Annotated in this window: 11 protein-coding genes; all 11 read right to left on the reverse strand. The window is 64.3% G+C overall.

The window, feature by feature from the left end:
* Window positions 1-15: 15 nt before the first annotated feature.
* A complete protein-coding gene (locus ABEB22_RS01300) occupies window positions 16-972 on the reverse strand; it encodes a cell division protein FtsQ/DivIB (protein ID WP_339112115.1) in 957 nt (318 codons plus the stop codon).
* Window positions 960-1883: a D-alanine--D-alanine ligase gene (locus ABEB22_RS01305; protein ID WP_339114482.1), complete on the reverse strand. Its 924-nt coding sequence runs from the start codon at window positions 1881-1883 to the stop codon at window positions 960-962. Before ABEB22_RS01305 ends, ABEB22_RS01300 begins: the two co-directional genes overlap by 13 nt.
* An 84-nt stretch (window positions 1884-1967) precedes the next feature.
* On the reverse strand, window positions 1968-2891 hold the full coding sequence (gene murB, locus ABEB22_RS01310) for a UDP-N-acetylmuramate dehydrogenase (RefSeq protein WP_406871163.1): 924 nt from the start codon (window positions 2889-2891) through the stop codon (window positions 1968-1970).
* 80 nt (window positions 2892-2971) lie between these two features.
* Window positions 2972-3238 carry a DUF2484 family protein gene (locus ABEB22_RS01315; RefSeq protein ID WP_339112113.1) on the reverse strand — a complete coding sequence of 89 codons (267 nt, stop codon included), beginning with the start codon at window positions 3236-3238 and terminating at the stop codon, window positions 2972-2974.
* A 247-nt stretch (window positions 3239-3485) separates the two neighbouring features.
* A complete protein-coding gene (gene murC, locus ABEB22_RS01320; RefSeq protein WP_350934507.1) occupies window positions 3486-4916 on the reverse strand; it encodes a UDP-N-acetylmuramate--L-alanine ligase in 1431 nt (476 codons plus the stop codon).
* Window positions 4913-6016: a UDP-N-acetylglucosamine--N-acetylmuramyl-(pentapeptide) pyrophosphoryl-undecaprenol N-acetylglucosamine transferase gene (locus ABEB22_RS01325; protein ID WP_339112111.1), complete on the reverse strand. Its 1104-nt coding sequence runs from the start codon at window positions 6014-6016 to the stop codon at window positions 4913-4915. The genes murC and ABEB22_RS01325 overlap by 4 nt, the downstream gene beginning before the upstream one ends.
* Window positions 6017-6027: 11 nt before the next feature.
* Entirely contained in the window at window positions 6028-7197 is a 1170-nt protein-coding gene (ftsW, locus tag ABEB22_RS01330; RefSeq protein WP_339112110.1) for a putative lipid II flippase FtsW, read from the reverse strand.
* Window positions 7198-7444: 247 nt separating this feature from the next.
* A complete protein-coding gene (gene murD / locus ABEB22_RS01335; RefSeq protein WP_350934513.1) occupies window positions 7445-8845 on the reverse strand; it encodes a UDP-N-acetylmuramoyl-L-alanine--D-glutamate ligase in 1401 nt (466 codons plus the stop codon).
* Between the two features lie 147 nt (window positions 8846-8992).
* The gene (mraY, locus tag ABEB22_RS01340; RefSeq protein WP_339112108.1) at window positions 8993-10075 is read right to left on the reverse strand and encodes a phospho-N-acetylmuramoyl-pentapeptide-transferase; all 1083 of its coding nucleotides are present in this window, start codon (window positions 10073-10075) and stop codon (window positions 8993-8995) included.
* Between the two features lie 13 nt (window positions 10076-10088).
* A complete protein-coding gene (gene murF, locus ABEB22_RS01345; protein WP_406870668.1) occupies window positions 10089-11519 on the reverse strand; it encodes a UDP-N-acetylmuramoyl-tripeptide--D-alanyl-D-alanine ligase in 1431 nt (476 codons plus the stop codon).
* Window positions 11519-13009: a UDP-N-acetylmuramoyl-L-alanyl-D-glutamate--2,6-diaminopimelate ligase gene (locus ABEB22_RS01350; RefSeq protein WP_339112107.1), complete on the reverse strand. Its 1491-nt coding sequence runs from the start codon at window positions 13007-13009 to the stop codon at window positions 11519-11521. The genes murF and ABEB22_RS01350 overlap by 1 nt, the downstream gene beginning before the upstream one ends.
* Window positions 13010-13066: the final 57 nt, after the last annotated feature.

Below are 13066 nucleotides of genomic sequence, written 5' to 3' on the forward strand. Positions count from 1 at the left end.
CTCGGTCTTAGGGGCTCAGTAGTTATGAGCGATAGCGCGATAGCTTTCCATCGCATGGGGCGTCAGTCGGATCGTCGGACGACCCTTGTCACGGAGGTCGATCACCGTAAAGTCACGCGCAAGCACATCTTCGGCGGTATTCATCGCCAGAAGGCGCTCGACGGCGGCCACGGGCTGCTCCTGCGGCAGCATCACGCGCCGGTCATTCTCGAGCGCGATGTCCCAGCGACGCTGCCCCACACGGATCAGCCCGCGCGCCTTGGGCAACAGCGGGCCCATCGCCTTCAGGATTGAAAGCGCCTCGGGGACCGCCTTGTTGGCCCCGCGGCCGGCGATCAGCGGCAGATCGGAGCGCGCGGAACGGTCCAGAAGCGTCGCCACCCGATGGCCGGTCGCATCGAGCATCTCCAGCCCGCTCGCCGTCCGCCACAGCATGACCGGATTGCGCTCGGTCACGACCACATCCAGCACACCGCCGGATTTGATGCTGATCGAGGCATCAGCCACCGCGTCGAGCCGCATGATCGTGTCGCGATACTGGCCCAGATCGATCTTGAAGGACGAGACCGGAAGCCCCGTGGGCAGCATCGTATAAACCGCTTGCTCGACCTCGGGGCTCGCGCCCTCGACCTTCAGCGAATTGACCATGAATTGCGGACGGTTCTGGATCGAGGTCTTGATGTCATCGAAGGCCTGCAGCATATCCGCCCGCCGCCCCGCATCGCCGAAATAGATCCCGAGCCCCAGCACCACGATAAAGGTGGGCACCCCGATCCGCGTCAGCGACCGCACGATGGGCGTCAGCCACAGCCGGTGCAGCCGGAAAGCGAGCCGCGAGGGCGCGGGGTCCTTGCGGCGCGAGGACCGGCGGACATAGAGCTGGCCCTGCTGGGCGCGCGCCACACCTCCAACAGCATGGGTGCCAGCCCATTTCCCCTCCTCGGGAAGGCGCGATGCCTTCATCTTCCGCATGAGGCATCCTCCACGATCCAGCGGCAGAGCGCAGGGAAATCGATCCCCGCCTCCAGCGCCTGCTCGGGCACGAGCGAGGTCGGCGTCATACCGGGCTGGTTATTGGTCTCCAGCAGGAACAGTCCCGCAAGCCCACGGCTGTCATCCCAGCGGAAATCGGTGCGCGAGATGCCCCGGCAGCCAAGCGCCACATGCGCACGCAGCGCATAGTCTTGACAGGCTCTCGCGATCTCCTCGGGGATCTCGGCGGGGCAGATATGGCGCGATCCGCCGGTCGAATATTTCGCGTGATAGTCATACCAGCCGGTGGTGACGATCTCGGTCACGCAGAAGGCGCGATCCTCCATCACGGCACAGGTCAGCTCGCGCCCGGGCACATAGGTCTCGACCATCACGCTCTCGGGCATATCATCCGACAGCTGCGGCGGGCTGTTGGCCGCCTCGTTGACGATATAGACGCCGACCGAGGAGCCCTCGTTATTGGGTTTGACCACATAGGGGGGCGGCAGGAAATGGCGGCTGCGCACCTCGTCGCGCGGCGCGATCACGCTCTCGACTACCGGCAGACCTGCCTGACGGTAGGCAGTCTTGGACCGGTCCTTGTCCATCGACATGGCCGAAGCCAGCACGCCCGAATGGGTATAGGGGATACGCAGCCATTCCAGCATGCCCTGCACACAGCCATCCTCGCCCCAACGGCCATGCAGCGCGTTGAAGACGACATCCGGCTTGATTTCGGTGAGACGCTGCGCCAGATCGGGGCCCGCATCGACCTCGATCACCTCATATCCCGCAGCCCGCAAGGCGATAGCGCATTCACGCCCGGACGAAAGCGACACATCGCGTTCCGCCGATGCCCCTCCCATCAATACCGCCACAAGCTGGGTCGTCCTGCTCGACTTACCCGCCATCATTTGCCTCGTCGGGGTTTTCCCCGTTTATGTATTTTGGTTAAGCCCGCCGGTCACTGCCAGAAGACGGTCCTTTGGCGGACCTTATCTCTCTCCGACGCGCATGATTTCCCATTGTAGCTCAATTCCGCTATTGAGCAAAACTTTTTTGCGGACTTCCTCTCCCAGCCCCTCCAGATCGGAGGCCGTTGCCCCTCCCGCATTGATCAGGAAGTTGGAATGCATCTCCGACATCTGCGCCCCGCCCAGACGCGCGCCGCGCATTCCGGCATCGTCGATCACCTTCCATGCCTTAAGGTCATGCACGTCATCGGCGCGCCCGGTCGAGCTGAAACCGGCCGGATTGCGGAAGGTCGAGCCCGCGCTACGCTCTTTTGTTGGCTGGGAGGCATCGCGTTTGGCCAGCTGGTCCGCCATCCGCGCCTCCAGTTCCACCGGATCGCCCGACGCGGCCTCGAACACGGCATGGGTGATGACCCAGCCTTCGGGCAGATCGCTCTGGCGATATGCCAGACCGAGATCTGTCGCCTTGATCGTGCGGACCGCGCCCGTCCGCGTCACCACGCCGATTTCCACGAGGTGATCGGCCACATAGGTGCCATAGCAGCCCGCATTCATCCGCACGGCACCACCAACCGAACCCGGGATCGTGCGCAGGAAGGTCAGATCCAGCCCCTCGGCTGCCGCCTTGCGCGCCACATGCGCATCGAGCGCCGCAGCCCCTGCCGTCACCCTGTTGCCCTCGAATGTAATGGCGTTGAAACCCCGCCCCAGCCGGATGACCACCGCGCGCAAGCCGCCATCACGCACGATGAGGTTGGAGCCCACCCCCATCGGGAAAACGGCGATATTCTCGGGAAGCCCCGCGAGAAACGCCGCCAGATCCTGTGCATCGGCGGGCTGGAAGAACCAGTCCGCGGGGCCGCCCACACGCAGCCATGTCAGATCGGACAAAGCACGCCCTGCGCCAAGTGCGCCGCGCGGCTGATAGGTGGAAGGAGAAAGCATATCGGTCATAGAGGCTTCCTAGCGAAGCCACCCGAGCACAGCAAGGGCCAAGACAGGTTGCAGCAGGCGCACAAGGGCGATCAGGCGTCCTGACGCTCGTCGCGCAGGCGTCCATCGGCATGAAGACGCTGGATCAGCCGCCGCAACGGCCAGCGCAGCACCGACATCCCCGCCGCCAGCACAACCAGCCCCCAGATCGGCCCCTGCTGATAGGTAACCCCGCCCAGAATGGGAACGCCGGTCGCAATCAGCGCCCATGCCGCCATCCAGTGCCAGCGCTGCGGCCCCATCGCCGCGACAGAGGCCAGGACCACCCAAAGGCAGGCAAGACTAAGGGAAAGCGACATGCGCATGGCTCCTCTGCCCATCACACGGGCGGTTCGAAAGAAATGGCCGGCCCGCGAGGGGACCGGCCCAGTCCGATGCCGCTCCGGCGGACAGACCGGCATCGTCCGGAGACAGAGAACGTCTCTGCCATCCAACGGACAAGCCACACAAATCCGGCGGCTTGCCCTCTACTCGTTACCAGCCCACCCCCTTCACGAGGTTGGCATGACATGCGGGCGCACCGTCTGAACGAGCGCCCCGATCTTCTCAGGCGCCCAGCTTGGCGGGGAGCCCGTTGGCCCATGTCGAGATCGTGCCCGCGCCCAGACAGACCACGATATCGCCCGGACGGGCCTGTTCACGCACGAGCCGCGCCAGATCGTCCTCCGACAGGATGGCGCGGGCATGGCGGTGGCCGTGCTGGATCAGACCGGCCACCAGATCCTCGCGGGTCGCGCCCTCGATCGGGTCCTCACCTGCCGAATAGACCTCGGCGATGGCGACCACGTCGGCCTCGTTGAAACAGGTGCAGAAATCATCGAAGAGCGAATGCAGGCGCGAATAGCGGTGCGGCTGGTGCACGGCGATCACCCGCGCCCCGGGCGAACCCGAGACCGCCTGACGCGCGGCCTTCAGAACGGCTGCGATTTCAACAGGATGGTGACCGTAATCGTCGATGATCGCGACCCCGCCAAGGACCTCGCCCACTTTGGTGAAGCGGCGGTTCACACCCTTGAAATTCGCCAATGCGTCACGGATCTCGTCACGCTTCATCCCCAGATGGCGGGCGACTGCCACAGCGGCCAGCGCGTTCGAGACGTTATGGTCACCGGGCATCGGGAGGGTGCAGCCCTCGATCAGCTTCGGGCGGCCATCCTCGTCATGCTCTTCACCCTGAAGGGCGATGTCGAACTGCGCGATCCCCCGCTCGTAGCGCAGGTTCAGCGCGCGAACATCGGCCTGCGCGTTGAAGCCGAAGGTCGTCACGCGACGGTCGGTCAGCTTGCCGACCAGCGTCTGCACCTCGGGATGGTCGGTGCAGCACACGGCCAGACCGTAGAAGGGGATGTTCGACACGAAATCATAGAAGCCCTTGCGCAGCGCATCAAAGCTGCCCCAATGCTCCATATGCTCGGGATCGATATTGGTGACGATGGCAATCGTTGCCGGCAGGCGGTTGAACGAGCCGTCGGATTCGTCGGCCTCGACCACCATCCACTCGCCCTCGCCCGCCCGCGCATTGGAGCCATAGGCATGGATCACGCCGCCATTGATAACGGTCGGGTCGAAATTCCCCCGATCCAGCAGGGTCGCCACCATGGTCGTGGTGGTCGTCTTCCCATGTGTGCCCCCGATGGCGATATTGGAACGCAGGCGCATCAGTTCGGCCAGCATCTCGGCGCGGCGCACCACCGGTAGGCCGCGCTTGCGCGCCTCTTCCAGCTCGGGATTGCCCGGCTTGATGGCCGAGGACATCACCACAACACCCGCATTCCCGATATTCTCGGCGCGCTGGCCCTCGAAGAAGGTCGCCCCCAGCTCTTCCAGACGGTCGGTGATCTTGGAGGCTTTCGCATCCGAGCCCTGCACCGTGAACCCTTGGGTCAAGAGCACCTCGGCAATGCCGGACATCCCGATCCCGCCCATGCCGATAAAATGGATCGGCCCGAGTTCGCCGGGCAGCTTCGTCGCGTTCATCGCGCGCCTCCTGTTAGTTGTTCGACCATCTCCACAAGCCGGTCGGTGGCATCGGTAATGCCGTAGCTCTGGCTTGCGCGCGCCATCTGCAGGGCACCGTCGGGATTTGCAAGCACCAGACCCACCTGCTCGGCCAGCGCCTCGGGGGTCAGGCGGCTCTCGGGGATCACGATCGCGCCACCGGTCGCGGCGAGGCCCTTGGCATTGGCGCTCTGGTGGTCCCCGGCTGCGGCCGCAAAGGGCACCAGAATCGCCGGACGCCCGACCACCGCGATATCGGCGACCGAGGAGGCCCCCGAGCGCGAGATCACCAGCTGCGCCTCGGTCAAGCGGCGCGGCACATCGTTGAAGAAGGATTGCACCTCGGCCACGATCCCCGCCTCGCTATAGGCCGCAACCACACGGTCGAGATCCTCGGGACGGGCCTGATGGGCCACACGCAGATTGCGCCGCATCTCGGGCGACAGAAGCGCCAGCGCCGCAGGCACCACATCCGACAGGATGCGCGCGCCTTGGCTGCCGCCCATCACCAGGAGCGACATCGGGTAATCGCCCGGCACGATATAGGGTGCCCCCGCACGTTCCAGAACGGCCCCGCGCACCGGATTGCCGGTATGGACGCCGCGCACCCCTGCGGGCAGGTCGGTTGGCCATGTGCCACAGGCCACCGCCCCGACCTTGGGCGCGAATTTGCGGTTCACCTTGCCCATGACGCCATTCTGCTCGTGGATCGCGCGCGGCAGGCCCAGAAGATAGGCCGAGGCCAGCGCGGGCACCGTCGGATAGCCGCCAAAGCCCACAACGGCTGCGGGCTTGTCACGCATGTTCCGCCCGACAGCGGAGGCAATGCCGCTCAGGATACGCAACGGCACCATCAGCCGCGCAAGCAGGCCGCCGCGGGCGAAGGTCGCCGAATTCACCTGTTCGATCTGCACCACATGCGGAAAGCCCCCCGCATAGCGCGCACCCCGCGCATCGGTGGACAGTTTCACCCGCCAGCCTTTGCGCACCATTTCCTCGGCAAGCGCTTGGGCGGGAAACATATGCCCGCCCGTCCCGCCTGCCGCGATCAGAAGAAGAGGGGCTGCCTCTTGTGTCATGCCATCCCCTCTCAGCCGCGATTATGGCGCGCCAGAATATCCGAAATCTGCCCCTGCGGGCGCGAACGGGTCAGCGCGAGCAACATGCCCACCGCAATCCCCGAGGCGATCATCGACGAACCACCATAGCTCACGAAAGGCAGCGTCATCCCCTTGGAGGGCAGAAGCCGCACGGCCACCGCCATGTTGATGAAGGCCTGCACGCCGAAGGCAGCCGCCAAACCGCAGCCGGCAAGCCGCGTGAAAGGATCACGCTCGCGCATCAGGCGCAGCATCGAGCGCATGACCACGGTCGCATAGAGCGCGATGATGATCAGCACGAGGATCAGCCCGTATTCCTCTGCCGCGACCGCGATGATGAAATCGGTATGCGCATCGGGGAGCGACCATTTCACCGTGCCCTCGCCCACGCCCACACCGAAGAAGCCGCCCTCCTGGATGGCGTTGGTGGCATAGCCGATCTGCGTGCGCGGATCGATCTCGGGCGACAGGAAGCCGTTGATCCGGCGGGCGAAGTGATCCGAGAAGTTATAGGCCGTGACACCGCCGACAGCCGTCAGACCGCCCACCACAGCCAGAAGCGTGATCGGCGCACCAGCCACGAAATACATCACCATCCACGAGAAGAGCACGAGCGAGGCCTGACCGAAATCGGGCTGCAGTGCCAGAAGCACAACAATGATCGCCATCAGGATGAAGGAATAGAGCCGTCCCGGAGGGCCTGCGACCTCATGGGCCGCCGCCATGAACCAGCCGGCAATGATGATGAAAGCGGGTTTGAGGAATTCCGAGGGCTGGACCGAGGCAAAGCCGAAAGAAAACCAGCGGATCGCGCCTTTGCCGAAATCGGTGCCGACAAACGGAAGCGCCAGAATGGCCGCAAAACAGACAAAGAACGCCAGAACGCCCATACGGCGCACCTGACGCGGGCTCATCATCGAGCAGAGCAGCATCGTGATGATGCCCGACCCGCCGAAGAACGCCTGCCGTTTCACATAGTAAAACGGCTCGAGCCCGTTCTTTTCAGCCAGCGGCACGGATGCCGCGAGCCCCAAAAGCATTCCGATCCCGAACAGGATCAGCACGCAGGACAACGCCCATTTGTCAATGGTGCGCCACCAGCGTGGAAGTACAGGTTCACCGACGCGCGAAGGCGCGGTGCCGAAAACCATATCTGTCATGGGCTGTTACTGCCGTACTGCCTCGAAAAAATGCCCGTTTTCCGGGTCTGTCTCCGATGCTAACGCAATTCATACTGTATGGCTAGTTAAACTATGGCCGATTTACGGCGCATTTCGCGGGATTTCGCGGCGTCGCCAGGCGGTTCTGTGCTCTGGTGTGGCGCGCATACGCCACAACCCGCAGGTGAAGGGACAATTCTGCACCTATCGCAAAACCTTCACCTTTCGCGATAGGTGAAGGCGAATCCTATTCGGGCAACTGCCCCACCAGCGCGACGAAATGCTCGCCACGTTTCTCGAAGCTGCCATACTGGTCGAAGCTCGCCGCCGCCGGCGCCAGAAGCACTGTATCTCCAGCCTCGGCATCGCGGGCACAAGCCGCCACGGCCGCCTCCATCGTCTCGCAGATCTCGTGCTCGAGACCGGTCAGTTGCAGTGCGAAGTCCCGCGCCGAATGGCCGATGAAATAGGCTTTCCTTACATGGTCCAGATCACCGGCTAGCGAGGACACGCCGCCCTCCTTGCCAAGCCCGCCCGCAATCCAGCGGATATTCTTGAACGCCTGCAGGGCCTTCGAGGCACTATCGACATTGGTCGCCTTGGAATCATTGACCCATGCCACGCCCTTCTTCTCGGCCACGCGCTGGCTGCGATGGGGCAGCCCCGCAAATGTATGGAAGGCCGCCTCGATCTCGCGCGGCGCCAGTCCGATGGCGCGCAGCGCCGCAAAGGCTGCACAGGCATTCTGGTGGTTATGCGCCCCCGGCAACCCCTTGATCTCGCGCAGATCGATGGACGCCACCTGCCGCCCCTTGCGCCATTCGCTCAGAAAGCCCTTACGCGCAAAGACCGACCAGCCCCAATCGCCCAGCTTGCGCGAGACGGCAATGCGGATCAGCCGGTCATCCTCGCGATTGGTAGCGATCTGGTTGGCCAGATAGACCCCTTCCGGCTCATCGACGCCAATCACCGCACGATCCGGCCCGCCCTCGGCGAAGAGGCGGCGCTTGGCGGCAAAATACCCCCCCATCCCCGCATGGCGGTCGAGGTGGTCGGGCGAGAGATTGGTGAACACCGCCACATCGGGGGTCAGCGCACGCGCCAGATCGGTCTGGTAGCTTGACAACTCCAGCACCACCACATCGCCATCCTCGGCAGGCTCCAGATCCAGTACGCCACGTCCGATATTGCCGCCCATCTGCGCCCGCCGCCCGCAATGGGTCAGCACATGATGGATCAGCGCGGTGGTGGTGGACTTCCCGTTCGAGCCAGTAACGCAGATCGTTTTCGGCATGGTATCGAAACTGTCCCACTCCTCGCTCGCCCAGGAGCGGTAGAACAGACCGATATCGTTATCCACCGGCACACCCGCTTCCATCGCCGCGGCAATCACCGGATTGGGATGCGGATAAAGATGCGGAATGCCCGGTGAGACGACCAGAAGCGCCACATCCTCGAACGCGCCCGCCTTTGTCAGGTCACGGCAGGCATATCCCGCCTCCTCGGCCCGCGCACGTCCCTCGGGGCTGTCATCCCATGCCAGCACCTCCGCACCGCCCGCCTTCAGCGCCACGGCTGTGGCCAGCCCCGACCGCCCGAGCCCCAGAACCGCGATTTTCTGCCCTTCGACACCACGCACTGCAATCATGACAAAGCCCCTTCCGAAAAGCCGATCCCCGGCTCAGGTCTAGCGAATGCAAAAAAGGGCGACAACGCCCTTTTCCATTGTCGTCAAATATCCTCGGGGGTGAATTGGGCCGCCAGGCCCAAGAGGGGGCAGACAGCCCCCTTCCCCTCAGCGCAGCTTGAGCGTCGCCAGACCGATCAGCGCGAGGATCAGCGAGATGATCCAGAACCGGATCACGATCTGGCTCTCGGCCCAGCCCTTCTTCTCGAAATGGTGGTGAATCGGCGCCATCAGGAACACCCGCTTGCCGGTGCGCTTGAAATAGAGCACCTGAATGATCACCGACATGGCTTCCACCACGAAGAGCCCGCCCACGATCGCCAGAACGATCTCGTGCTTGGTGCAGACCGCGATCGCCCCGATCGCGCCGCCAAGCGCCAGCGAACCGGTATCGCCCATAAACACCGCCGCAGGCGGGGCGTTATACCACAGGAACCCGAGCCCCGCCCCGATCAGTGCCGCGGTGAACACAAGGATCTCGCCCGTGCCCGGCACATAATGCACATCCAGATAGGAGGTGAAATCCGCGCGCCCGACGATATAGGCAATGACACCGAGCGTGCCCGCCGCAATCATCGCAGGCATGATCGCCAGCCCGTCCAGACCGTCGGTCAGGTTCACCGCATTGGCTGCCCCCACGATCACCAGCATCGCGAAAGGCACGAATAGCACGCCCAGATTGATCAGCACATTCTTGAAGACCGGCACGGCCAGCTGCCCCGACAGATCCGCCGGATGCAACCAGGCCGCCCAGATACCGGCAATCGCCGCCAGCAACAGGCCCAACCCCATGCGCACCCGCCCGCTGACACCCGCGGTGGTCTGTTTGGAGACCTTGGCATAGTCATCGGCAAAGCCGATCAGCGCATAGCCGAAAGTCACCATCAGCACGAGCCAGACATAACCGTTATCCAGCCGCGCCCAGAGAAGCGTGGAAAACAGGATCGAGGCAAGGATCAAGAGACCGCCCATCGTGGGCGTGCCCGCCTTGGCCAGATGGCCTTCGGGGCCGTCGGAGCGGATCGGCTGGCCCTTGCCCTGCGTGCGGCGCAGGAAATCGATCAGCGTCGGCCCGAAGAGGAAGCCGAACACCAGCGCCGTAAAGAACGCAGCCCCCGCGCGGAACGTCAGGTAGCGGAAGAGGTTGAAGAAGTCGCCCCCGTCCGAAAGATGTGTCAACCAATAGAGCATTCCGTCTTTTCCTTTATACCTCGGTCGAAACCGGCTGACCAAGTTTGCGCAGCGCCTCGACGACACGACTGACTTTCGAGCCCTTGGAGCCTTTCACAAGCACGACATCGCCCGCATCGACCAGATGGCGCGCCCGCGCCACCATTTCATCCGCGCTTTCATACCATTCGCCACGCTTGGCGCGCGGCAGCGCATCGCGCAGCGCCGCCATACGGTTGCCCACCATATGTACGACATCCACATCCGCCATCGCGGGCAGGCGCGCAAGCCCCGCATGCATCGACAGCTCGTCCGCGCCCAGCTCCAGCATCTCGCCCAGAATCGCCACGCGACGGCCATGTTTCACACGGCCCACACCGTCCTGCGGCTCTTGGGCGGCCAGCATCTCGAGGGCCACGCCCATCGAGGTTGGATTGGCGTTGAACGCGTCATCGAACAGATCGATCCCCATCTCGGGGTTGAAGGCATCAAACAGCACCCGTTCACGCGCACCGCGCCCCGCAGGCGGCAACCAGCGGCCCAGATCCATCGCGATCAGCGCCTGCTCGCAACCAAGCGCGCCACAGGCCGCGATCACTCCAAGCGCGTTGGACGCAAAATGCCGTCCCGGGCTCTGGACCTTGAACAGAAGGCTCTCGCCCCGCGCCCGCGCCTCGACCACGGTGGTGTCCCCAAGGATGGACACTTTGTCCAGATGATAATCGGCCTGCGCATCCGCGCCGAAAGTAATCACCTCACCGGCCACCCTGGCCGCCTCCAGCAGGATATCCGAGACCTCGAGCCCGAGCGGCACGATACACGCCCCCCCTGTCTCCAGCCCCTCGAAGATCGTTGCTTTCTCGCGGGCGATGCCGGAGATATCGTCAAAGGCCTCCAGATGCGCCGCGGCCACCGTGGTGATCATCGCCACATGCGGGCGCGCCATCTTTGCAAGCGGCGCGATCTCGCCGGGATGGTTCATCCCGATCTCGATCACCGCGAAATCGGCATCGGCCGGCAAGCGGGCCAGCGTGATCGGCACCCCCCAATGGTTGTTGAAGGATGCCTCGGCGGCATGGGTCTTGCCCTGCCCCTTGAGCACCTCGCGCAACATCTCCTTGGTGGAGGTCTTGCCCACCGATCCGGTGACGGCGATGACCTTGGCCTTGGCACGCGCCCGCCCCGCACGACCCAGATTCTGCAGGCCTTCCAGCACATCGTCCACGATCACCAGCGGATCGGCTTCGCTACACCCGTCGGGAATGCGCGAGACAAGAGCCGCACCTGCGCCTTGATCGAGGGCCTGACGCACGAAATCATGCCCGTCACGCGCGGCCGTCAACGCCACAAACAGATCGCCCTTGGCGATCGAGCGGGTGTCGATGGAGATGCCGTCAACTTGGGCCTCGCATGTGGCACGGCCACCCGTCGCGCGGGCAATCTCGGAAGCGGTCCAGAGTGTCATCAGATTTTCCCATCCAGTGCGGCAACGGCCACAGAGGCCTGTTCGGCATCGTCAAAGGGGTAGATATCGGTGCCGATCACCTGCCCCGTCTCGTGGCCCTTGCCCGCGATCAGCAGCGCATCGCCCGGCTCGAGCCTGTTCACCGCCAAAAGGATCGCCTCGGCGCGGTCGCCCACCTCGATGGCGGTGGGGCCTGCGCCCTCCATCACGGCGGCGCGGATTTCGGCAGGGTCCTCGGTGCGCGGGTTGTCATCGGTGACAAAGACCAGATCGGCATGCTCGGTCGCGGCCTTGCCCATCAGCGGGCGCTTGGTGCGGTCGCGGTCGCCGCCTGCGCCCACGATGACCACGATCTTGCCCAGCACATGCGGGCGCAGCGCCTTGAGCGCCGTGGCCACCGCATCGGGAGTATGGGCGTAATCCACAAACACGGTCGCGCCATTATCGCGCACCGCCACCTGCTGCATCCGGCCCCGCACCGTGCTCAGATGCGGCAACGCCTGCACCACCGACAGGGGATCAGCCCCGCAGCCGATGACCATCGCCGCCGCCGTCAGCACATTCATCGCCTGGAACTCCCCGATCAGCGGCAGGCGCGCCATCTGCGGCTTGCCCTCCCACGAGAAGCGGATGTCCTGACCCGACGCATCAGGGCGCTTGCCCAGAAGCCGCATCTCGCAGTCCTCGCCATGGCCCAGACGGATCACCCGCTGGCCACGACCGTTGGCGATCGCGGCCATATCGGCCCCGCGCGGGTCATCCATATTGATCACCGCCACGCCGTCATCGGGCAGCACACGCGCAAAGAGCCCCGCCTTGGCCGCGAAATATTCCTCGAATGTCGCGTGGTAATCGAGATGGTCCTGCGTGAAATTGGTGAAGGCCGCAGCTTTCAGCACCACCCCGTCGAGCCGTTTCTGCGCCAGCCCGTGCGAGGAGGCCTCCATCGCGGCATGGGTGATCCCCGCGTGCGCCATATCGCCCAGAAGCCGATGCAGGGTGATGGGTTCGGGCGTGGTGTGGTTGGAGGGCGCGCTATAGGCCCCCTCGACGCCGGTTGTGCCGATATTGGCCGCCTCATAGCCCAGAACCTGCCAAATCTGGCGGGTGAAGGTGGCCACACTCGTTTTGCCATTGGTGCCGGTGACCGCGATCATCGTTGCGGGCTGTGCCCCGAAGAACAGCGCCGCCGCATAGGCCAGCGCCTGTCGGGGGTCTTCGGCCACAACCAGCGCGGCCCCGGCCTGTGCCACGGCATCGTGGATCTGCGTGGCGCCTGCACGGTCGGTCAGGATGGCCACAGCGCCCTTGGCAAGCGCCGTGGGCACAAATTCGGCCCCATGCACCTTGGTGCCCGGAAGCGCTGCAAAAAGATGGCCCGCCTTCACCTGACGGCTATCCACCGAAAGCCCCGTGATCTGGCGGTCCGCACCGGAACTGGGGGTCAGACCCAATGCATTCAGGCTCGATTGCGGCAGATCTGTCGGCATGATTATGGCTTTCTTTTTTAAATCCGGCCGTCTGCAAAACGGCCATGATACAGCATC

The organism is Thioclava sp. 'Guangxiensis' (genome assembly GCF_045348365.1).
GTDB classification, from domain to species: domain Bacteria; phylum Pseudomonadota; class Alphaproteobacteria; order Rhodobacterales; family Rhodobacteraceae; genus Thioclava; species Thioclava kandeliae.